The sequence below is a fragment of the Quadrisphaera sp. INWT6 genome, assembly GCF_015390235.1.
Lineage (GTDB): Bacteria > Actinomycetota > Actinomycetes > Actinomycetales > Quadrisphaeraceae > Quadrisphaera.
In genome coordinates this window covers 345,639-367,087 of sequence record NZ_VUOH01000002.1, presented here as the reverse complement: position 1 = coordinate 367,087, position 21,449 = coordinate 345,639, and the positions used below count along the sequence as shown (strand labels likewise).

Below are 21,449 nucleotides of genomic sequence, written 5' to 3'. Positions count from 1 at the left end.
CCGACGGCGCCGCGCAGGACGTCAGAAGCGGAAGGTCGCGACCTTCGAGCGCAGGTCGGCGGCCATGCCGGCGAGCGCTCCGACGGCCCCCTCGACCTCGGCGACCGCCGTCGAGGTCGAGGCCGCCGCGGCCTCGACGCCGCCGATGCCGCCGGCGATCTGCTCGGCGCCCCCGGCGGCCTCCAGCACCGACCGCGACATCTCCTGGGTGGTGGCCGCCTGCTCCTCGACCGCCGAGGCGATCGTGGTCTGGTAGTTGGAGATCTGGCCGATGACCTCGGAGATCTGGCCGAGGGCCGCGGCGGCTCCGGTCGAGTCCTGCTGGATGGTCTCCACGCGGCGGGCGATGTCCTCGGTGGCCCGGGCGGTCTCCCGCGCCAGCTCCTTGACCTCGCCGGCGACGACGGCGAAGCCCTTGCCCAGCTCGCCGGCGCGGGCGGCCTCGATGGTGGCGTTCAGGGCCAGCAGGTTGGTCTGCTCGGCGATCGAGGTGATCACCTTCACGACGTCGCCGATCTCGCGGCTGGAGGCGCCCAGCTGCGTCACGGTGCTGTTGGCGGCGGCCGCGGCGGCCACCGCGTCGGCGGCCACGCGCGTCGCCTCGGAGGTCGACCTGGCGATCTCGCGGATCGCCGAGCCCATCTCCTCCGCGCCGGCGGCGACGGTCTGCACGCTGGCGGAGACCTCCTGCGCGGTCGCCGAGACCGTGCCGGAGCTGGTGGTCGTGCGCTCCGCCGACGCGGAGATCTGCGCGGTGGCGCCGGCCACCTGCGACGACGCCGCGGCCACCGAGCCGGCCGAGCCCGCCACGGCGGACATCGTCGACCGCAGCGAGGCCAGGGCGGTGGACAGCGACGCGGCCACGCGGCCCACCTCGTCGTGCTCCAGGACGGCGGGGACGGCGGTCAGGTCGCCGCCGGCCAGGGCGTCGGCGGACTCGCCCAGGGCGCGCAGCGCGCGCAGCAGGCGCCGCACCACGAGCAGCGCGAGCGCTCCGGCGAGGGCGACCCCCAGCCCGAGGGCGGCCCACAGCAGCAGCACCGAGCGCGCCGCGGCCTCGCCGCCGGCGGCGTTGAGAACCGCCGCCTCCTCGCGGTTCGCGTCGGCCTCGGTCTGCACCTGGTCCATGACGGCGTCCACGGCGTCCTGCAGGGGCCCGGTGATGACGGCGGAGACCTCCGCGGCGTCACCGGCGTCGGCCGCGGGCACCAGCTGCTCGGTGGCCACGGAGTAGTAGGTGGTGAGGTCGCTCACGAGCGTCGCGTAGCCCTCGGGGGTGGAGGCGGCGGCCTCGTAGGCCGCGAGCTGCTCGTCGATCTTCTGCTTGCGCTCGGCCAGCTCGGTCGCCAGGTCCGCGCGGGCGGCGGCGTCCAGCGAGGCGTAGGAGGCGTACCGGGCGCGGTCGCCCTGGTAGGAGCGCTGCAGGTCGTTCAGCTCGCTCATCGGGACGACGACGTCCGCGTACAGGCGCTCCTGCTGGCGGTCCAGGGACCCGATGCGCTGGACGGCCAGGACGGTCAGCCCCGTGCTGACGAGGGCGAGCACCGCCAGCGACGTGCCGAGCTTCACCCCCAGGGAGCGGTCGGCGAACGGACGGCGGTGGGTCTCGGCCACGGCGGGCTCCTCAGCTGGTGGCGCGCCGGCGCGCCTCTGCACCGGTGCTCCAGGCATCGGCATCCGGGGAGCGCGCTTGAGCCCCGGGCGGAGCCCCGTGCGCGAGGAGCGGCGGGGAATGCGTGATCACCGCCCGGGGTTGGTCGTCCCCGTACAGTGGTACCGCTCGGCGTCGGTGCTGACCGAGGCCCAGAGGGGCCGCGCCGGCAGACCAGGCCGCACACCCGCGCACCACGCGCGGCAGCGGCGTCGTCCCACCCTCTGGAGAACTCAGACGTGACCGTCGACCACAAGGTCCGCGACCTGTCCCTGGCCGAGTCCGGCCGCCACCAGATCCGCCTGGCCGAGCACGAGATGCCCGGCCTGATGGCGCTGCGCGAGCGCTACGCCGCCACGCAGCCCCTGGCGGGCGCCCGCATCGCCGGGTCCATCCACATGACGGTGCAGACCGCCGTGCTCATCGAGACCCTCGTGGCGATCGGCGCCGAGGTCCGCTGGGCCAGCTGCAACATCTTCTCCACCGACGACGCCGCGGCCGCCGCCGTCGTCGTCGGCGTCGACGGCACCCCCGCCGACCCGCAGGGCGTGCCGGTCTTCGCCTGGAAGGGCGAGACGCTGGAGGAGTACTGGGAGTGCACCGACCAGATCTTCCGCTGGCCGGGCACCGACGGCCCGAACATGATCCTCGACGACGGCGGTGACGCCACCCTCCTCGTGCACAAGGGCGTGGAGTTCGAGGCCGCCGGCGCCGTCCCCTCCGCGACGGAGGACGACTCCGAGGAGTACCGCGTCATCCTCGAGGCGCTGCGCCGCTCGGTGGCCGAGGACGGCCAGCGCTTCACGCGCATGGCCCCGGGCATCAAGGGCGTCACCGAGGAGACGACGACGGGCGTGCACCGCCTGTACGAGATGCAGCGCGCCGGCACCCTGCTCTTCCCGGCGATGAACGTGAACGACGCCGTCACCAAGAGCAAGTTCGACAACACCTACGGCTGCCGCCACTCGCTCATCGACGGCCTCAACCGCGCCACCGACGTGCTCATCGGCGGCAAGACCGCCGTGGTCTGCGGCTACGGCGACGTCGGCAAGGGCTCCGCGGAGTCGCTGCGCGGCCAGGGCGCCCGCGTGCTCGTCACCGAGGTCGACCCGATCTGCGCCCTGCAGGCCGCGATGGACGGCTACCAGGTGGTGCGCCTGGAGGACGTGCTCGACGAGGCCCACATCGTCATCACCACCACGGGCTGCAAGGACGTCATCACCGCCGCGCACCTCGAGGGGCTGCGCGACAAGGCGATCGTCGGCAACATCGGCCACTTCGACAACGAGATCGACATGGCCGGCCTGGCCCGCATCCCGGGCGTGCAGCGCACCGAGATCAAGCCGCAGGTGCACGAGTGGACCTTCGCCGACGGCCACTCGATCATCATCCTGTCCGAGGGGCGCCTGCTGAACCTGGGCAACGCCACCGGTCACCCGAGCTTCGTGATGTCGAACTCGTTCTCCGACCAGACGATCGCGCAGATCGAGCTGTACACGAAGCCCGACGAGTACCCGACCGGCGTCTACCTGCTCCCCAAGCACCTGGACGAGGAGGTCGCCCGCCTGCACCTGGACGCCCTCGGCGCCAAGCTCACCGAGCTCACCAAGACGCAGGCCGAGTACCTCGGCGTCGACGTGGCCGGGCCGTACAAGCCGGACCACTACAAGTACTGATCCGCTGACAGCCCTGACAGCGCCGACCGGCTGAGCCCCGGCGAGCCCCGTCCTCCCGCGAGGACGGGGCTCGCCGCCGTCACAGGCCGGTGAGCCTGCGCGACCGCTCGTGCAGGGCGTCGCGCCGCTCCCGGGCGGCCCGGGCCCTCACGCGGTCGCGGTCGCGGCGCTCAGCCAGCACGGCGGCGAGCAGCCGCTCCGGGGGCGTGCCCGCCGGCGGCGGGGGAGAGACGTGCTGGGCGACCTCCGAGGCCAGCGAGCCCAGCAGCTGCTCGCGGGAGGCCGGGTGGAGGCTGGCGGCGCGCGACAGCGCCGTGCGGGCGGCCACGGCCAGCTGGTCGGGCAGCACGCCGACGTCGGCGCTGCGGACCCACGCCGCCAGCTCGGGCGGGGCCTCCAGCGGTGCCAGCTGCGAGCGGGGCACGCGCTCGCGCACCACGACGGTGCCCGCCAGGTGGTCGCCCACGCGCTTGCCGCGCGCGGAGGCGAGGCACGCGATGGCGGCGACCGAGCCGCCGGTGAGCCAGACCTCGCCCACGGTGGCCAGCACCCGCACGAGCGCCTGGCGGGCCCGCACCGGGCCGCCGTCGTCGCGGACCACCCGCAGGCCGGCTGCGGCCTTGCCGGGCGAGCGCCCCCGGCTGAGGGTCTCCCAGGTGAACGGCAGCACCACCAGCGCCAGCACCGACAGCGCCAGGGCGGAGGCGGCCAGCGTCGCCTCGTCGGCGCCGTCGGTCGCGATGACGTAGAGGAACAGCCCCCCGACCAGCACCGCCAGCTGGACGACGGCGTCGAGCGCGAGCGCCAGCCCCCGCGTCAGCACCGAGGCGGGGCGCAGCTCCAGCTCCACGGCCTCGCCGGTGACCAGCGCCGGGGGCAGGTCGAGGAGCAGCTCGTCGGGCTGCTGGTGCGCGGCGGCGCCGGCCGGCTGGCTCATCGCGCCAGGCTCCCACGCCGGGTGCCGCGGGACGCGGCACGACGTGGGGGAGCGCCGCGGCGGCTAGCCTCGCCCCGTGGACGCCGAGGCCTTCGCGGCCGTGCACTCCGACGAGTGGGACGAGCTGGAGGCGCTGCTGCGCCGCAAGCACCTGACCGGCGACCAGGCCGACCGCCTCGTGCTGCTCTACCAGCGCGCCGCGACGCACCTGTCGCAGGTGCGCTCGGCCACGGGAGACCCGGTGGTGGTGGCGCACCTGTCGCGCCTGGTGGCGCGGGCCCGCACCCGCCTGGCCGGCGCCAAGGAGCCCGCCTGGCGCGACCTGGTCCGGTTCGTCGTCGTCTCCTTCCCGGCGGCGCTGTGGCGCATCCGCTGGTGGACGGCGGGCGCCGCCGCCTTCACGCTGGTCCTCGGCGCCGCGACGGCGCTGTGGATCGTGCGCGACCCCGCCGTCCTCGCCTCGCTCGGCACCCCCGAGGACCTGCGGCAGTACGTCGAGTCCGACTTCGAGGGCTACTACTCCGCCGACCCGGCCGCGGCGTTCTCCGCCCGGGTGTGGACCAACAACGCCTGGATCGCCGCGCAGTGCGTCGCCTTCGGCGTCAGCGGGGTGTGGGTGCCGTTCGTGCTGTTCCAGAACGCGGTGGGCATCGGCCAGGCCGCCGGTCTGATGATCAGCTACGGCGAGGGCCCGCTGTTCTTCGGGCTGATCCTCCCGCACGGGCTCCTAGAGCTGACCAGCGTCTTCGTCGCCGCCGGCGCCGGGCAGAAGCTGTTCTGGGCCTGGGTGGCCCCCGGTCCGCGCCCCCGGTCGCGGGCCCTCGCCGAGGAGGGCCGCGCGCTCGTCACGGTGGCGCTCGGCCTGGTGGTGGTGCTCGCCCTGAGCGGCGTCGTCGAGGGGTTCGTGACCCCCAGCGGCCTGTCCACCTGGCTCCGGATCACCATCGGCGCCCTCGCGCTGGGGGCGTTCCTCGCCTACGGCGGGGTGCTGGGCCGCCGGGCGGTCCGCGCGGGGGAGACCGGCGACGTGCGCGAGGAGCAGCGCGAGGACGTCCAGCCCGTCGCCGGCTGACCGCCCTTCTCGCAACCGAGCGCCTGGTTGCGGTTCCGGGGGGTGCCTGGACCGCAGTCGAGCGCCTGGTTGCGCTTCGGGGGGGTGCTTGAACCGCAGTCGAGCGCCTGGTTGCGGTTCGGGGGGTGCTTGGACCGCAGCCGAGCGCCTGGTTGCGGTCCAGCGCGGGAGGGCTAGAGGCGGCCGGCGGCCTTGAGCGCGAGGTAGGCGTCAGCCAGCCTCGGCGGCAGCTGCTCGGGGCCGGCGTCGACCACCGCAGCCCCGGCCTGGCGCACCAGCGCCGTCAGCGCTGCCCGCTCCAGGCGGGTGCGCTCGCCCGCCGCCGCGGTGTACGCGTCGGTGGCGTCGGGTCCGGTGGCGCGAGCGGCCCGACCGCGACGCCCAGCCCCCTGGGTGCTGGGGCGCTCCTCGGCCAGCGCGTCGAGCGCCGGGTCCGCCACCGAGCCCACCAGCACGGCGTGCTTCGCGGTGAGGGTGCTGAGCACCGGCAGCAGCGACGCCTCCGCCGCGGCGGCCTCGAGCGGCGTCAGCAGCACCAGGAGCCCGCGGTGCGGCATGCGCCGGCGCACCTGCGCGACCACCGCCGGCCAGTCGGCCTCCACCAGCGCGGGCTCCAGCGGAGCCATCGCCTGCACCAGGGCGGGCAGCAGCGCCGGGGGCCGCTGCCCGACCACGGAGGCCCGCACCTCCCGGTCCACGGCCAGCAGGTCGACCCGGTCGCCCGCGGCCCCGGCCAGCGCGGCGAGCAGCAGCGCGGCGTCCATCGCGGCGTCCAGGCGGGGTGCGTCACCGGTGCGGGCGGCCGACGTGCGCGAGGTGTCGAGCACCACCAGCACGCGGCGGTCGCGCTCGGGCCGCCAGGTGCGGACCACGGGGGTGCCCCGCCGCGCGGTGGCGCGCCAGTCGAGGGAGCGGGCGTCGTCGCCGTCGACCCACTCGCGCAGGCTGTCGAACTCGGTGCCCTGCCCGCGGACCTGCACGCTGGCCGAGCCGTCGAGGGTCCGCAGGCGCTCCAGGGCCGCCGGCAGGTGCCGGCGGGAGGTGAACGGCGGCAGCACCCGCACCCGCCCGGGGGCGGGCAGCGTCCGCTGCCGCGCGGCCAGCCCCAGCGGCCCGACCGACCTGACGACGACGGCGGCCACGGGGCGGTCTCCCCGGCGCACCGGGCGCAGGTGCGTGACCAGGCGCCGCCGCTCCCCGGCGGGCACGTCGAGCCGGTGGCGGCCGCCGGGGGGCGAGGTGACCCCCGCCGACGGTCCCCAGGCGTCGCGCAGCCAGCCGCGCACCCGGCGCCCCCGGGCGGCGGTGCTCAGGACGACGAGCGGCGCCTCCACCGGCTCCCCGAGCCGCACCGGCGGCAGCTCCTCGCGCCGCACCTCCAGCGAGCGCGGCGAGCCGGCGAGGGCGACGTCCGCGGCGGTGGCGACCACCACGACCACGGCCCAGGCCACGACGCCCGACCACCAGGGCCCCACCGCCGGCGCGAGCGCCGCGGGCACGACGCCGAGCGCGACCAGCAGCACCCACCGCCCGGTCAGCGCCACGGCGCTCCCGCTAGCGGGCCGACCGCGCGGGGCAGCACCGGCGTCATCAGCGCGGCACCGGCACGCCGGCGAGCACGCTCTCCAGCACGGCGTCGACGCTGGCGCCGTCGAGCTCGGCCTCGGGTCGCAGCTGCACGCGGTGGCGCAGCACCGGCAGGCTGAACGCCTTCACGTCGTCGGGGACCACGTAGTCGCGCCCGGCGAGCCACGCCCACGCCCGGGCCGCGGCGAGCAGCGCGGTGGCCCCTCGCGGGGAGGCGCCCAGCCGCAGCGACGGCGCGGAGCGCGTGGCCCGGGCCACGTCGACGACGTACTCCAGCACCTCCCGGGCCACGTGCACCCGGGCGACGGCCGCGCGGGCGGCGGCCAGGTCGTCCGGACCGGCGACCGCCCGCACCCCGGCGGCGTCGAGGTCGCGGGGGTCGAAGCCCGCGGCGTGGCGGGCCAGCACCTCCACCTCCACGTCGCGCGGGGGCAGCGGCACCACGAGCTTCAGCAGGAACCTGTCGAGCTGGGCCTCCGGCAGCGGGTAGGTGCCCTCCTGCTCCACGGGGTTCTGCGTGGCCGCCACGAGGAAGGGCACCGGCAGCGGGTGGGCGGTGCCGTCGACGGTGACCTGCCGCTCCTCCATCGCCTCCAGCAGCGACGCCTGCGTCTTCGGCGGGGTGCGGTTGACCTCGTCGGCCAGCAGCAGCTGCGTGAACACCGGGCCGGGGCGGAAGGCGAACTCGCCGGCGCGGGAGTCGTAGACGAGCGAGCCGGTGACGTCACCGGGCATGAGGTCGGGGGTGAACTGGACCCGCTTGCTGCCCATGGACAGCGACGCCGACAGCGCGCGCACCAGCAGCGTCTTCGCCGTGCCGGGCACGCCCTCCAGCAGCACGTGGCCGCCGCAGAGCAGGGCGACGACGAGGCCCGTGACCACGCCCTCCTGCCCGACCACGGCCTTGCCCACCTCGGCCCGGACCGCCCCGAGGGCCTCCCGGGCGCGCTCGTCGGCGGCGCGGTCACCGCGCTCGCGGCGCACGGCGGACCGCTCGAGGGGCTGCTCGAGGGGCTGCTCGAGGGGCTGCTCGAGGGGCTGCTCGAGGGGCTGCTCGGTGGGCTGCTCGGCGGTCCCGGGCTGCTCCGCCGGCTGGGGGTGCTCGGGCTGCTCGTGGCTCACGGGTGCTCCTCGGTGGTCGTGGTCGTGGTGGCGGCCCCGCTCGCCAGGGCGGCCTCGAAGGCGTCCAGGTCGCGCAGGAGCGCGGCCAGCGCGGCGTCGTCGGTCGGTGCCGGTCCGGCCAGCAGGTGCTCGACGGCCGTGGGCGACCAGCGCCGGTCGCTCCCCGACCCCGCCGCGTGGGCCGCTCCCGCCGAAAGCACGCGCACGTCCGTGCCGGGCGGCAGCCCCAGCCTCGCCTGCAGCCTCCAGCGGACCGCGGCCCGCAGCGCGCGGGCCGCGGAGGCCCGGTCGCGCGAGGCCCGGTACAGCGCCGCCCGGCCCCGCGCCGTCTCGACCGAGCGGACCACCACGGGCAGCGGCTCGACGACCAGCGCCCCGAAGCGCCGGGAGCGCCAGAGCACGACGGCGGCGGCGAGCACCGCGAGCTGCAGGCCGACCGGGGCGACCCAGCCCGGCAGCAGCTCCAGCGGTGAGGGCGCCGCCTCGGGAGCGACGTCGAGCGGTGAGGCGACCAGCCAGACCACCCGGGGCTGCTGGCCCGCGGCCCGGAGCGCCAGCGCGGCGTTGCCCGCGGTGTCGAGCAGCTCGTTGGAGGCGAGCTCGGGGGTGGCGAGCACCCGCACCCCGGCGCCCGAGGGGGCCGTGCCGACGCCGTAGGTGCCGTCGAAGCAGACCTGCGCGCCGTCGCCGGCGGGGGCCAGCGGCCCGTCACCGCCGGTGGCCTCGCCGGCGGCGACGGCGTCGGGGTCGTCGCAGCCCGCGGGCACCACGCCGTCGTCGCGCCCGCCGTCCCCACCGCCCTCGCCGTCGTCGTCGCCCGACGCGACGGGCGTCGCGGCCGCCAGGAGCGGCTCGCCCCCGGGGGTCCGGAGCGCGAGGTCGACGCCCGTGGCCTCCAGGGAGGTCTCGTCCGCCCCGAGCAGGACGACGTCGGCCGCGGCCGCGGTGAGCCCGGAGAGCAGCGCCGGGTCGAGGAGCCGCGGGTCGGTGACCACGAGCGTGGCGCTGCCCGGTCCCTCGAGCGCGTCCTGCGCCGCGGCGGCCCGGGAGACCCGCTCCACCGGGACCCCGCTCGCGTCGAGCAGCTGCGCCAGGGCCCGGGCGCCCGCGGGGGCGGGGTTGTCGGGGTCGAGGTCGCGCCCGCTGGAGCGCAGGCCGAGCAGCGCCGCGACCGCCGGGATCCCGACCAGCAGCACCACGAGCAGCCCCACCAGGAGCCGCTGGCGGACCCGCCCGCCGGGAGCGCGGGGCCGGCCCGGCGCGACCGCGTCCGCGGAGCCGGTGCCGGTGTCCTCGTGCGGGGCCTCGGGCGGAGCGGTAGTCGGCGGGCTCACGCGCGGCCCGCCGGGGTGCCGGCGCTGGCTGCGGGGCGGGTGGCCGCGGCGTCGGCGTCCAGGGCGGCCACCCCCGCGGCGTCGTCGGCGGTGGCGCGGCGGTCTCCGTAGAGGACGCCGTCGAACAGGCGCGCCGCCGCCCCGAACCGGTCGGCCAGCCCCGGGAGCTCCGCCGACGCCGCGCGGGCCGCCTCCGAGGCGGTCAGGCCGGGTGTCGAGGGGACGAGGTCGCGGTCCTGCAGGGAGCGCACCAGCGCCCGGAACCCGTCGAGCGCGGCGTCGTCGTGGCGCCCCTCCTGGGCGGCCCGGCGAGCGGCGGCGCGCAGCTGGTCGGCGGAGGCGGGACCGGTGAGCGAGGCCGTGCCCGCCGCGGCGGCGCGGCCCGCGGCGCGCCCGGTGCGCCGGACGAGGACGAGGGCCACCACGAGCACGGCCACCACGACCAGGACCACGACCACCACCTGCAGCACACCGCCCCCGGAGGGCCCCTGCACGCGGCCGAGGGCGTCGAGGAGGGCGTCGACCAGGCGCTGCAGGAGACCCGGCTCGGCCTGGCGGTAGACCTGCTGCGACAGCTCGCGCTGGGCGGCCCGGCGGGCCTCCTCGGCGCTCGGCTGCAGGGGCGCGCCCGCGAGCACCGCGCTCGTCAGCCCGTTCGTCAGGAGCGTCACCCGGGGGGCGCCGTCACTGCGCGCCTCGCTGCGCGCGTCACCGGGCGGCGGCGCGGGCGAGGTCGACGTCGAGGCCCTCCAGGCGCATCCGCTGGTCGACGTACTGGAGCGCCACCACCGCGGCCTGCAGCGGGTAGAGCACCGTGGAGGCGAGCACCGTGCCGATCCCGGAGAGCACGAGGGTGACCGGGAGGTACATCGGGGAGTCGACCCCGACGGCGACCCCGATCGCTCCGCCCGCGAAGGAGAACGGCGTGGCGACGACGGCCGCGACGATGCCGATGCAGAGGGCCGTGAGCAGGTAGATGCCGAGCAGCCGCCAGAAGCCGCGCCTGGACAGGGCCCAGGCCCGCTTGAGGGACGCGCCCACCCCCTGTCCCTCCAGCACGAGCACGGCGGGGGCCATGAAGAGGCGCACGGTGAGGAACAGGCCGACCACCACGGCGGCCAGGGCGCCGAGCAGCAGCAGGGCGCCGCCGCCGACCAGCGCGCCGTCCGAGCCGTTCACCGCCCCGCCGACCAGCAACGCGGCGCCCGGGACGAAGAGCAGGAAGGCCGCGAGGGAGGGGATGAGGGAGGCGAGCAGCGAGACGCCCACCAGCGGGCCCAGGCGCCCGCGGACCTTGGCCCACAGCTCGCGCCCGGGCGTGCGGCGCCCGAGCACCGCCGTCGACACCGACGTCGTGACCACGCCCGTCAGCGCGGCGACGGCCACCAGGGTGAGCACGGCGCTGAGCAGCGACCCGCCCAGCAGCCCCGGGAGCCCGGCGCTGAGGCTGCCGAAGACCTGGTCGGGGGTGGCGGTGGGGTCGCTCTCGAGCTCGGTGAGGGACGCCTCGAAGCCGTCGAGCGCGACCACCTGCACCAGCGAGCTGATGACGGTGGTGATGACGACGACGACGGCCGCGGTGCCGAGGAGCGGCCCGGGGTTGGTGCGCACGGCGCGGAAGGCGCCGTCCCACAGCTCCCCGAGGGACAGCGGGCGCAGCGGGATGATCCCTGGGCGCGGGGCCCGGGCCGCCCAGGAGCCGCCGCCGGGGTGCGGGGCCTGCCCCCACCCGCTCTGGGCGGGCGCCGGAGGCTGCGGCCCCTGCGCCGGCTCGGGCGGCTGCCCGCCGGGGGAGCCGGGGGCCGTCCAGCCCGGGTGCTCGCTCATCCTCGTGACCTCCGTGCTCGTCGCCGGCGTCCATCGTGGCACCCGGGGCCGTCAGCCGCTGCCGCCCCGCCGCTCGCCGACCCGTCCGGTCCACGGCCTGCGGGCGCTGTCGGCGGGAGCAGGCAGACTGTGGGGGTGAAGGGACGCGTCCTCGTCGTCGATGACGACACCGCCCTGGCGGAGATGATCGGCATCGTGCTCGGTGCGGAGGGGCTCGAGGTGAGCTTCTGCGCGACGGGCAGCGGCGCCGTGACGGCGTTCCGCGAGACCCGGCCCGACGTCGTGCTGCTCGACCTCATGCTCCCGGGCATCGACGGGATCGAGGTGTGCAAGCGGATCCGCGCCGAGTCGGGCGTGCCGATCGTCATGCTGACCGCGCGCACCGACAGCCTCGACGTGGTCGCGGGCCTGGAGGCGGGCGCTGACGACTACGTGCCGAAGCCCTTCAAGCCGAAGGAGCTGGTGGCGCGGGTGCGGGCGCGGCTGCGCCGCAACGACGCCCCCGAGCCCGAGGTGCTGCGGGTGGGGCCGGTCACCATCGACGTCGCCGGCCACGCGGTGCACCGCGACGGCGAGCCCGTGTCGCTGACCCCGCTGGAGTTCGACCTGCTCCTGGCGCTGGCGCGGCGCCCCTGGCAGGTCTTCAGCCGCGAGGTGCTCCTGGAGCAGGTCTGGGGCTACCGGCACGCCGCCGACACCCGGCTGGTCAACGTCCACGTCCAGCGCCTGCGGTCCAAGGTCGAGGCCGACCCGGAGCACCCCGAGGTGGTGCTCACGGTGCGCGGCGTCGGGTACAAGGCCGGGCCGGCCTGACCAGCACCACCCCTGCGGCCGAGGGGGCCGGCCGGGAGCCGGTCCCGTCGCCGGCCCGCCAGAGGGTCCACGACCTCCTGGCCCCGGCGCGCGCCGTGCGCCGGCGGTGGCGGCGGTCGCTGCAGCTGCGCGTGGTCACCACCACCACCCTGCTCACGCTGGTGGCCGTGGCCCTGGCGGGCACCTACCTCGCCGGGCAGATCAGCCAGCAGCTCTTCGAGAGCCGCCGCGACCAGGCCCTGCAGCAGGCGCTGCAGGGCGCGCAGGACGCGCAGGAGCGCTTCTCGCAGTTCGACGCCGCGAACGCGCAGGACGTCCAGGACCAGACGCCGACGCTCCTGGGGCAGCTCGAGGGCGTCGGCCTGGACCTGAACCGCAGCGTGCTGCTCCTGCAGCCCCCGGGTGCGGAGACCGAGAACTCCATCGGGTCGGTCTTCACCACCGGCACCGGCCCGCGCAGCGTCCCCGACGAGCTGCGCACGGAGGTCCGCGACCACCCCGGCACGCAGCAGTACCAGCCGATCACCGTCGACGTCGGCGGTCGCGAGGAGCCCTGGCTCGCGGTCGGGTCGATGGTCAGGGTCCCCATCGCCGGTGACTACGAGCTGTACTTCCTCTTCGACCTGTCACGCGAGCAGGCCACGCTCGACGCCGTGCAGCGCACCCTGCTGGTGGGCGCGGCGGTGCTGGTGCTCCTCGTCGGGGTGGTCACCGCCGTCGTCACCGGGCAGGTGGTCGAGCCGGTGCGGGTGGCCGCCGCCGTCGCCGGCCGGATGGGCGGCGGACAGCTCACCGAGCGGATGGTGGTCCGGGGCGAGGACGACCTCGCCCGGCTCGCGACGTCCTTCAACGCCATGGCCGAGAGCCTCCAGCGCCAGATCACCGAGCTCGAGCAGCTGGGCACCCTGCAGCAGCGCTTCGTCTCCGACGTCTCCCACGAGCTGCGCACCCCGCTCACCACCATCCGCATGGCCGGCGAGGTGCTCCACGACGCCCGCGGCGGGTTCGACCCGGCGGTCTCGCGGTCCGCGGAGCTGCTCTACACCCAGCTCGACAGGTTCGAGGACCTCCTCGCCGACCTGCTCGAGATCAGCCGGTACGACGCCGGCGCCGCGGCCCTCGACCTGGAGCGGGTCGACGTCGGCGCCCTCGCCCAGCGCGCCGTCGAGGCGGCGCTGCCCCTGGCCGAGCGCCGCGGCTCGTCGCTGCGCGCCCAGGCCCTCGGCGACTGCACCGCCGAGGTCGACCGCCGCCGCGTGGAGCGGGTGCTGCGCAACCTGGTCACCAACGCCGTCGAGCACGGGGAGGGCCGCCCGGTCGAGGTCGACGTCGCCGCCGACGACACCGCCGTCGCGGTCCGCGTCCGCGACCACGGCATCGGGCTCACCCCCGCCGACGCCGCCCGCGTCTTCGACAGGTTCTGGCGCGCCGACCCGGCCCGGGCCCGCACCACCGGGGGCACCGGCCTGGGCCTGGCGATCTCCCGCGAGGACGCGCTGCTGCACCGCGGGCGCCTGGAGGTCTTCGGCCGGCGCGGCGCGGGCGCCACGTTCCTGCTGGTGCTGCCCCGCAGCGCCGACGCGGAGCTCAGCGCCGACAGCCTCGTCTCGCCGCTGCCCCTGCGGCCGCTGCTGCAGATCACGGCGGTGCCCGGTGGCTGAGGGCCGGTCGCCGGGGCGCCGGTCCGTGCTGCTCGCCCTCGCGGGCGTGCTGGGCGGCGCGGTCACCGGCTGCGCGCACATCCCGGGCACAGGTCCCGTGCGGACCGGCGGCGCGGTGGAGGCCGAGGACGAGCGGGGCTACCGGGTGCAGCCCCCGGGCCCCGTCCCCGGCGCCAGTCCCGCGGAGCTGGTCCTGGGCTTCCTGCTCGCGGGCATCGGCGTCGACGACGACTTCGAGGCCGCGCGCGAGTTCCTCTCCTCGGCGCGGCGCTCCAGCTGGCGGCCGACCGCCCGCACGGCGGTGCACCCCGTGGCCACCCTCGAGCTGCAGGTCGGCGAGGCCACCGGCCAGCCCGCCGCCGGCGACGACGCCGCGCAGGCCACGGGCGTGCCCGACGGCGCCAGCGTGCCCGTGCGGGTGGGAGCGCCGGTGCTGGCGGAGGTCGACCCGACCGGCCGCTACCGCTCCGCTCCCGTCGGCGAGCGCGTCGACGTCGTCCTGACCCTCGTGGGCGAGGGCGGCCAGTGGCGCATCAGCGACGCCCCCGACCTGCTCCTGCTCGACGAGAGCCGCTTCGGCCGGGTCTTCAGCCTCCGCGCGGTGGCCTTCACCTCGCGCAGCTCGGACGCGCTCGTGCCCGACCCGCGGTGGCTGCTCGACCGCACCGCCGCGGCGACCACCCTCGTGGAGCAGGTGCTGGAGGGGCCCCCCGCGTGGCTGGCGCCCGCGGTCAGCAGCGGCGCCCCCAGCGGCACCGAGCTGCCCACCGGCAGCGTCGTGGTCAGCGCCGGCACCGCCACCGTCGACCTCCCCGCCTCCCTGCAGCGCGAGCGCACCTCGCAGCTGAAGGAGCTCCAGCGCCAGGTGGTCGCGACGCTCGGCACCCTCGGGTCGAGCGCCACCCAGGTGCAGGTCACCCTCGACGGCGGCGAGCTGCCCAGCGCCGGCTCGGCGACCCTGGACGCCGGTGGCGGCGACGGGCTCCCGGTCGTCGTCGCCGACGGCGCGGTGCAGCGCCTCGCCGGCGGCCAGCTGGTCCCCGTCGAGGGCCTGCCGGCCCTGCCCGACCCCCAGGACCCCGCCGTGCTGGGTGACCAGCTCGTGGTGCTCGTCGCCGGCCGCACCCACGTGCAGCGGCTCGTGCTGGGCGACGGCGGCGAGCCCGCGGCCGCGGTGCCGGTCGGCGACGAGCTGGTCCCGCCCTCGCTGGACCCCCTCGGCTGGGCGTGGACGACGCCCGCGAGCAGCGCCGGGACCGTCACCGCGGTGGGCCCGCAGGGCGAGCTCGTCGCGGTGCCCGCGGCGTGGCTGGCCGGCCGGCGGGTCGTGGGCGTGCGCGCTGCCGCCGACGGCGCCCGCCTGCTGGTGACCTCCACCGGCGCCGCCGGCCAGCCCGACGCCGTCCGCGTCGACGTCGCCGCGGTCAGCCGCTCCGGCAGCGGCACCCCGCAGGCCCTCACCACCGACGCCACCCCGCCCACGCCCTGGCTGGCCGCGGCGCAGGGCGCGGTGTGGCTGGGGTCGACGAGCATCGCGGTGCTCGGCGCGGTCGTCCCCGGCTGCGCCCAGGCGGCCTCGGCCACCGAGGCCACCCGCGCCGCCGCCCAGGCCGGCGCGCCAGCGGTCTGGCAGATCGACGGCGGCAGGGCCACCGACCTCGGCGGGCCCGAGCCCGGTGCCGGGGCGGTGCGGCTCGCGGGCGCCACCGGCACCGGGCGCCAGTCGCTGCTCGTCGGCGGCGCCGACGGCCGCATCTGGTCGCGGGAGGGCTCGCGCTGGCTGGCGCTCGCCGGGCTCGTCGCCCAGGACCCCTCCTACCCGGGCTGACGGGCACCCGCCAGCGCCTCCCTCCGCCGGCCGCCCGTCCGCTTCTCCGCCCCTCCGTCCTCGCGTCCGTCCACAGGTCCGTCCACAGGTCCGTCCACAGGCGGGGACGGCGCGCCGGTGCGCGACGGCCCGTGCGACCACGCTGCTCCGGTGAGCACGACGTCGCGGTCCGGACCCCTCTCGGCGCCGTCGACGACGGCGCCCGGTCCGCCCCCGGCGCTGCGGAACGGCCTGGCGGCCCTGGCGGCTGCCCTGTGGCCGGTGTCCTGCGCCGCCTGCGGTGCTCCCGACCGCGCCCTGTGCCGCGCGTGCGCACGGCCCCTGCGCGAGCGCGCGGGCTCCCGCGCCGCGCTCGCCGGGACCACGGCGCCGGGGGCGCCCGCGGTGTGGGCCACCGCGGCCTACGAGGGGCCGGTCCGCACCGGGCTCGTCGCCTGGAAGGACCGCGGCCGGGCCGACCTCGACCGGTGGCTGGTGCCCGCGCTCGCGGAGGCCGTGCAGGCGGCGCTGGTGCAGGGCGAGTCCCTCGTCCCCGACCGCTGGGCGGTCGGCGGCTCCGCGGCGGTCGGGGACGCCGGGACCGTGCTGCTGGTGCCCGTGCCCTCGCGGCGGGCCGCCGTGCGCGAGCGAGGCCGCGACGCGGTCGGCGACCTGGCCCGCGGCGCGGCCGGGCTCCTGCGGCGCCGCGGGCTGCCGGTCCTCGTCGTCGGGGCGCTGAGCGCGGGCCGGGGGCTGCGCGACCAGGTCGGCCTCGACGCGGCGTCGCGCGCCCACAACGCGGCCCGGTCGCTGGGGGTGGCCGGTCGGGCGGGCGCCCGGGTGGTGGGTGCTCCGGTGCTGGTGGTCGACGACGTCGTGACCACCGGGTCCACGCTGGCGGAGGCCGCGCGGGTGCTGCGCGGCGCGGGGGCCGAGGTGCTCGGCGCCGCGGCCGTGGCGGCGGCGCAGCGGCGGGGGAGCAGCGGGTGACCCGTGGCCGCACCGTGACCGCGTCGTGACCGTGCCGTGACCGTTCGTCAGCACTGCGTGGCGATCACGTGACGCCCCGTGGAGACCCGCCGACGGTCCGGGGGCGGGAGCGCGCCCACCCCCGCGTGTCACCCGAAACGCGGGGGTGGGGGTGGTCGGGCTCCCGCGACCCCACTAACGTCGGTCCATGGCAGCCCTTCCGCCGACGCCCGCACCGCTGCGGCGCCGCGCCCGCGGGGGCCGCCCCTCCCGGAGGAGGTGGTCGCCAACGTCCTGAGCGCCGTGCGCGGACCCGCAGCAGCGGTGAGCGCGGCGTGCTGATGACCGGTGGCGGGCCGCGGGCCCGGCCACCGCTGACCGTCCCCCTGCAGCACTGGAGGAGAGACATCGTGGAGATCGTGGTCACCGCTCGGCACACCGAGGTGTCCGGCCGCTTCCGCCGCCACCTGGACGACAAGCTGTCCAAGGTCGAGCAGCTGGCGCCCAAGGTCGAGCGCGTCGAGGTCGCCGTCAGTCACGAGGCGAACAAGCGCCAGGCCGAGCGCTGCGAGCGCATCGAGCTGACGCTGCGCGGCCCCGGGCCGGTGGTCCGGGCCGAGGCGTGCGCCTCCGACGTCTACGCGGCGCTGGACATGGCCACCACGAAGGTCCTCGAGAGGCTCAGGCGGTCGAGCGACCGCAAGAAGGTCCACAAGGTGGGTCACGGCGGCCACCACCCGCGCTCCGCCGCACCCGAGCCGGTCCTCGACGGCGCCCTCCTGGCCCCGCCCCCGGCTGCGGCCCCGGAGCCCGAGGCGCCCGAGGAGGCGGCCGACGCGCACGTCCACCCCGCGCCGAGCGAGGGCGAGTGGGTGCTCGGCGAGTCGCCGGTGGTCATCCGCGACAAGGTGCACCCGGCGACCCCGATGAGCCTCGAGGCCGCCCTGGAGCAGATGGAGCTCGTGGGCCACGACTTCTACCTGTACGTCGACGAGGCCAGCGGACGGCCCAGCGTCGTCTACCGCCGCCGCGGCTGGAGCTACGGCGTGCTGCGGCTGGCCGGCGAGGGCGAGGAGCCCGGTGAGGGCAGCCGCGGCGCCGACGCCGGCGCCGAGCAGCGGGAGCCGGTCTCCGTCGGCTGAGCCCGAGGGGCGGTGCGAGCCGGACCGGCCCGCACCGCCTCCGGGGCCCGGAGGGGCGCCGGTTCTGGTCCGGTCTGCGCGGATCTGTCACGGATTCCGGCCCGATGTCGGCGAGTCGCCCGGGACGGGGCGCACCGGCTGGCACCATGGCTGCCGGGCCTCCCGGTGACGCAGCTGGCCCGGAGGCCGGTGGTGCCGCGGTGGTCGCGGCGGTGGTGAGCGGGGGATCAGTGACGGGGTCAGGCAAGGGCAGCGATGCGACGGGCGCGGTGACGGCCGCGGTCGACGTCCGACCCTCCTACACCGTCGGTGACCCGATCCGCGTGCTCATGGCCGACGACCACGCCCTCTACCGGCGCGGGCTGGAGATGGTCCTCGGCTGCGAGGACGACATCGACATCGTCGGCGAGGCCGGCGACGGCCTCGAGGCCATCCAGAAGGCCAGGGCGCTGCTGCCCGACATCGTGCTCATGGACCTGCGCATGCCGCGCCGCTCCGGCACGGAGGCGTGCTCCGCCATCAAGGCGGTGGCCCCGGCCACGCGCATCGTCATGCTGACCATGAGCGACGAGGAGGCCGACCTCTTCGAGGCGGTCCGCGCCGGCGCCAACGGGTACCTGCTCAAGGACGTGCCGGGCGAGGACATCGCCGACGGCCTGCGCTCGGTCATGGGCGGCCAGTCGCTGATCAGCCCGACGATGGCGGGCGCCCTGCTCTCGGAGTTCGCGGCCCTCTCGCGCGCCAGCGAGGCCCGGCCCTCGATGCAGGTGCCCCGCCTGACCGACCGCGAGGTGCAGGTGCTCGGGCTGGTGGCCCGCGGCATGGGCAACCGCGAGATCGCCGGCGAGCTGTTCATCAGCGAGAACACCGTGAAGAACCACGTGCGGAACATCCTCGAGAAGCTGCAGCTGCACTCGCGCATGGAGGCGGTCATGTACGCCGTCAAGGAGCGCATGATCGACCTCGGCTGAGGTCGCTGCGCCCCCGGAGGCCCGCCCCACCCCTTCGCCGGGCTGTCGGACCCGCCCGGCAGGCTCTGCGCCGTGGCGACCTCCGAGACGATGACCGCCGCCCAGGCCCGGCGGACGGCGATCGCCGCGCAGGGCCTGGGTGCGCCCCGCCCCGGGGCGCCCACGGCCCGTCACCTGCAGCGCGTCGTCGACGCCGTGGGCGTCCTGCAGATCGACAGCATCCAGGTCCTCGCCCGCAGCCACACCCTCCCGCTGTTCAGCCGCCTCGGCCCGTACGACCCCGAGCTGCTGCGCCGCGCCGCCGAGGAGCGGCCCCGGCGCCTGGTCGAGTACTGGGCCCACGAGGCGAGCTTCGTCGTGCCCAGCACGCACCGGCTGCTGCGCTGGCGGATGGCGCGGGCCGCCTCCGACGCGTGGGGCTCGGTGCGCAGCGTGGTGGCCGAGCACCCCGGCGTCGTCGAGGCGGTCCGCGCGGAGGTCACCGCCGGCGGGCCGTCGACCGCGCGCGAGCTCGAGGCGGCCCTGGCCCACGACGCGCCCCGCGCCCGCGACCACTGGGGCTGGAACTGGTCGGCCGTGAAGCGCGCGTGCGAGCACCTCTTCTTCACCGGCGAGCTGACCGCCGCCGGGCGGACCGCCTCCTTCGAGCGCCGCTACGACCTGACCGAGCGGGTGCTGCCGCCGGAGGTGGCCTCGGCCCCCGACCCCTCGGAGGCCGACGCGGTGCGCGGGCTGGTCGCCCTGTCGGCGCGGGCGCTCGGGGTGGCCGACGAGACCTCCCTGCGCGACTACTTCCGCCTCAGGCCGGGGCCGAGCCGCGCCGCGGTGGCCGAGCTGGTCGAGGAGGGCTCGCTGGTGCCCGTCGACGTGCACGGTTGGGCCCGCCCCGCCTACCGCTGGGCCACGGCCCCGCGCCCCCGGCGGGTCGCAGCGCGAGCGCTGCTGTCACCGTTCGACTCCCTGGTCTGGCACCGCCCCCGCACCGAGGAGCTGTTCGGCACCCGCGTGCGCCTGGAGGTCTACACGCCCGCCGCGCAGCGGGTGCACGGCTACTACGTGCTGCCGTTCCTGCTGGGAGACGCGCTCGTCGCCCGGGTCGACCTCAAGGCCGACCGCGCCCGCGGCGTGCTCGTGGTGCTCGCCGCCCACGCCGAGCCGGCCGCCCCGCCCGAGACGGCCGCCGAGCTCGCCGCCGAGCTCGGCGAGGTGGCGCGGTGGCTCGGCCTGGGCGACGTCGAGGTGGCACCGCGCGGAGACCTCGCCGCCCGGCTCGCCGGGGCCGTGCGTCAGAACGCGTAGGCGTCCTTCACCACCACCTGGTCGATGGAGGTCGACCCCTCCAGCAGCCCGGCGCGCGACAGCGCCGTCCGCGCGGCGTCGAGCCCCGCCGCCTCGGCGGACTCCTCGTCGTGGGACTCCACGAGCAGCACCAGCTCCAGGGAGCCGGCGTCGTCGGCGGCGACCACGGCGCCGTCGCGCGAGGCGCTGTCGGTCATCGCGGGCAGGTGCTCCCACGGCAGGCGGGAGGCGACCTCCGCGGCGAGGTCGGCCGGACGGCGCCCGTCCTCGCCGTGCAGGTCGACGACGACGTGGACGCGGCGCAGCGAGGGGTCACCGGGGGCGGGGGTGCTCATGCGCCGAGTCTGGCGCCGGACGCGCCGCCGCGCTCTGCGGCGCCAGCCGGTCGTAGCGCACGAAGTCCTGGACCGTGCCGTCGCGCAGCCGCTCAGCCCCGCGGTCGACGCCCACGGCGCGGAAGCCGCAGGCCACGGCCACGCGCCGGCTCGCCGCGTTGCCCCGCGCGATGCGCAGGACCATGCGGTCGAGCCCGAGGCCGCCGTCCTCGCGGGGGCGCAGCGCGTGCTCGGCCACCAGGCGCACCGCTGCGGAGGTCACGCCCCGCCCGCGCGCGTCGGGGTGGCACCAGTAGCCGACCTCCCCGCTGCGCGCGCCCTCCGACAGCCCGAAGACCCCCACCTCGGCCAGCAGCGGCCCGCCGGGCCCGCCGCCCTCCGGCCGCACGGCCCAGTACGCGCCGGCGCCGCGGGCCTGCTCCTCCTCGCGCCCGGCCACCCAGGTCGCCGCGTCGAGCACCGTGTACGGCGAGGGCAGCGACGGCAGCCACGCCTGCGTCGACGGCGACGCGCACGCCTCGGTGATCCTCGCGACGTCCCCGGGCGCGTGCGGCCCCAGCGCCACCCCGCCGCCGACCAGCTCCACCGGCACGAGCCAGCGCTCGCGGGGGACGAGGGCGTCGTCCCAGCGCCAGGTGCCCACCCAGGCGTCGCGCCGGTCGCCGCGCACGGGCAGCAGGCACCGCACCGCGCCGTCGAAGGAGCTGCCGCACGCCCACGCCAGGCGGCGCCCGGGCCAGTTGCCGACCTCGGTGCGCCAGTGCACCGCCTGCAGCCCCAGCTCGACGAAGGCCCACGTCAGGACGAGGCGGACGGCGGCCGCGGTGGTGCCCGCACCCCGTGCGCCGGGGAGCGCGGCGCAGGTCAGCCAGCCGCCGCCCTCGCCGTCGAGCTCCAGCACCACGACCGCGCGCAGGGCGCCGTCGACCTCCACGGCCAGGTCGTGCCGCGACGGCTCGGCGCCGTCGTCCTGCCCGTCGTCCTGCCCGTCGTCCTGCCCGTCGAGCCGGGGCCAGGTGCCGTCGGCGGCCCCCGGCAGCCAGCGCTCGACGGCGCGGTCCTCGCGCAGCTCAGCCACGGCGGGGGCGTCCTGCGGCACCAGCGGGCGCACGAGGAGCCCGAGCTCGCGCAGGAGCGGGGTGGCCACCGGCGCACAGTGGGGCACCCGGGCAGCTGGGGCAAGTGGGCCTGGCTCCCAGCCCCCGCACCTACGATGGTCGCTGAGAAGGAGCAGCGCTGCGGGCTT

The 21,449-nt window shown here is 77.4% G+C and carries 18 protein-coding genes; 9 read left to right on the top strand and 9 right to left on the bottom strand.

The window, feature by feature from the left end; genetic code table 11:
* Window positions 1–21: 21 nt before the first annotated feature.
* Window positions 22–1,614 carry a methyl-accepting chemotaxis protein gene (locus F1641_RS06690; RefSeq protein WP_206690706.1) on the bottom strand — a complete coding sequence of 531 codons (1,593 nt, stop codon included), beginning with the start codon at window positions 1,612–1,614 and terminating at the stop codon, window positions 22–24.
* Between the two features lie 276 nt (window positions 1,615–1,890).
* Here F1641_RS06690 and ahcY point away from each other — a divergent pair, with 276 nt between their 5' ends.
* Window positions 1,891–3,327, top strand: a complete 1,437-nt coding sequence (gene ahcY / locus F1641_RS06685; protein WP_194903867.1) for an adenosylhomocysteinase — start codon at window positions 1,891–1,893, stop codon at window positions 3,325–3,327.
* 79 nt (window positions 3,328–3,406) lie between these two features.
* On the opposite strand, the gene F1641_RS06680 is transcribed toward ahcY, so the two are convergent.
* The gene (locus F1641_RS06680; protein WP_194903865.1) at window positions 3,407–4,264 is read right to left on the bottom strand and encodes an RDD family protein; all 858 of its coding nucleotides are present in this window, start codon (window positions 4,262–4,264) and stop codon (window positions 3,407–3,409) included.
* A gap of 76 nt (window positions 4,265–4,340) precedes the next feature.
* Here F1641_RS06680 and F1641_RS06675 point away from each other — a divergent pair, with 76 nt between their 5' ends.
* Window positions 4,341–5,336, top strand: a complete 996-nt coding sequence (locus tag F1641_RS06675; protein ID WP_194903863.1) for a stage II sporulation protein M — start codon at window positions 4,341–4,343, stop codon at window positions 5,334–5,336.
* Between the two features lie 173 nt (window positions 5,337–5,509).
* On the opposite strand, the gene F1641_RS06670 is transcribed toward F1641_RS06675, so the two are convergent.
* From F1641_RS06670 to F1641_RS06650, 5 genes are all read right to left on the bottom strand, one after another.
* Window positions 5,510–6,880 carry a DUF58 domain-containing protein gene (locus tag F1641_RS06670; RefSeq protein WP_194903861.1) on the bottom strand — a complete coding sequence of 457 codons (1,371 nt, stop codon included), beginning with the start codon at window positions 6,878–6,880 and terminating at the stop codon, window positions 5,510–5,512.
* A gap of 46 nt (window positions 6,881–6,926) precedes the next feature.
* Window positions 6,927–7,907, bottom strand: coding sequence for a MoxR family ATPase (locus tag F1641_RS22990; protein WP_194904902.1), 981 nt, complete (start codon window positions 7,905–7,907; stop codon window positions 6,927–6,929).
* A gap of 134 nt (window positions 7,908–8,041) precedes the next feature.
* Complete coding sequence (locus F1641_RS21070) at window positions 8,042–9,379, bottom strand: DUF4350 domain-containing protein (RefSeq protein WP_194903860.1); 1,338 nt, start codon at window positions 9,377–9,379, stop codon at window positions 8,042–8,044.
* Window positions 9,376–10,050 carry a DUF4129 domain-containing protein gene (locus F1641_RS06655; RefSeq protein WP_194903858.1) on the bottom strand — a complete coding sequence of 225 codons (675 nt, stop codon included), beginning with the start codon at window positions 10,048–10,050 and terminating at the stop codon, window positions 9,376–9,378. Before F1641_RS06655 ends, F1641_RS21070 begins: the two co-directional genes overlap by 4 nt.
* Before the next feature lie 37 nt (window positions 10,051–10,087).
* Entirely contained in the window at window positions 10,088–11,206 is a 1,119-nt protein-coding gene (locus F1641_RS06650) for a hypothetical protein (RefSeq protein ID WP_194903856.1), read from the bottom strand.
* 135 nt (window positions 11,207–11,341) lie between these two features.
* Between F1641_RS06650 and mtrA the strand changes: the two genes are divergently transcribed.
* From mtrA to F1641_RS06615, 7 genes are all read left to right on the top strand, one after another.
* Window positions 11,342–12,019, top strand: coding sequence for an MtrAB system response regulator MtrA (gene mtrA / locus F1641_RS06645; protein WP_194903854.1), 678 nt, complete (start codon window positions 11,342–11,344; stop codon window positions 12,017–12,019).
* A gap of 95 nt (window positions 12,020–12,114) precedes the next feature.
* A complete protein-coding gene (gene mtrB, locus F1641_RS06640) occupies window positions 12,115–13,680 on the top strand; it encodes an MtrAB system histidine kinase MtrB (RefSeq protein ID WP_309225436.1) in 1,566 nt (521 codons plus the stop codon).
* Window positions 13,673–15,508, top strand: coding sequence for an LpqB family beta-propeller domain-containing protein (locus tag F1641_RS06635; protein ID WP_194903834.1), 1,836 nt, complete (start codon window positions 13,673–13,675; stop codon window positions 15,506–15,508). Before mtrB ends, F1641_RS06635 begins: the two co-directional genes overlap by 8 nt.
* A gap of 150 nt (window positions 15,509–15,658) precedes the next feature.
* Entirely contained in the window at window positions 15,659–16,477 is an 819-nt protein-coding gene (locus tag F1641_RS22985; protein WP_219729508.1) for a ComF family protein, read from the top strand.
* A 389-nt stretch (window positions 16,478–16,866) separates the two neighbouring features.
* Complete coding sequence (hpf, locus tag F1641_RS21060; protein WP_194903832.1) at window positions 16,867–17,598, top strand: ribosome hibernation-promoting factor, HPF/YfiA family; 732 nt, start codon at window positions 16,867–16,869, stop codon at window positions 17,596–17,598.
* 230 nt (window positions 17,599–17,828) lie between these two features.
* Window positions 17,829–18,569 (top strand): response regulator transcription factor, encoded by a 741-nt coding sequence (locus F1641_RS06620; protein ID WP_309225435.1) that lies wholly within the window; start codon window positions 17,829–17,831, stop codon window positions 18,567–18,569.
* 72 nt (window positions 18,570–18,641) lie between these two features.
* Window positions 18,642–19,868, top strand: a complete 1,227-nt coding sequence (locus F1641_RS06615) for a DNA glycosylase AlkZ-like family protein (protein WP_309225434.1) — start codon at window positions 18,642–18,644, stop codon at window positions 19,866–19,868.
* Here F1641_RS06615 and F1641_RS06610 read toward each other — a convergent pair.
* Window positions 19,856–20,203, bottom strand: a complete 348-nt coding sequence (locus F1641_RS06610) for a hypothetical protein (RefSeq protein ID WP_194903828.1) — start codon at window positions 20,201–20,203, stop codon at window positions 19,856–19,858. The genes F1641_RS06615 and F1641_RS06610 overlap by 13 nt on opposite strands.
* Entirely contained in the window at window positions 20,181–21,350 is a 1,170-nt protein-coding gene (locus tag F1641_RS06605; protein ID WP_194903826.1) for a GNAT family N-acetyltransferase, read from the bottom strand. Before F1641_RS06605 ends, F1641_RS06610 begins: the two co-directional genes overlap by 23 nt.
* Between the last annotated feature and the right edge of the window lie 99 nt (window positions 21,351–21,449).

Coding starts and splice junctions, on each gene's coding strand:
- F1641_RS06680 (WP_194903865.1), bottom strand. CDS start 4,264: ATGAGCCAGCCGGCCGGCGCCGCCGCGCACCAGCAGCCCGACGAGCTG.
- F1641_RS06650 (WP_194903856.1), bottom strand. CDS start 11,206: ATGAGCGAGCACCCGGGCTGGACGGCCCCCGGCTCCCCCGGCGGGCAG.
- F1641_RS06610 (WP_194903828.1), bottom strand. CDS start 20,203: ATGAGCACCCCCGCCCCCGGTGACCCCTCGCTGCGCCGCGTCCACGTC.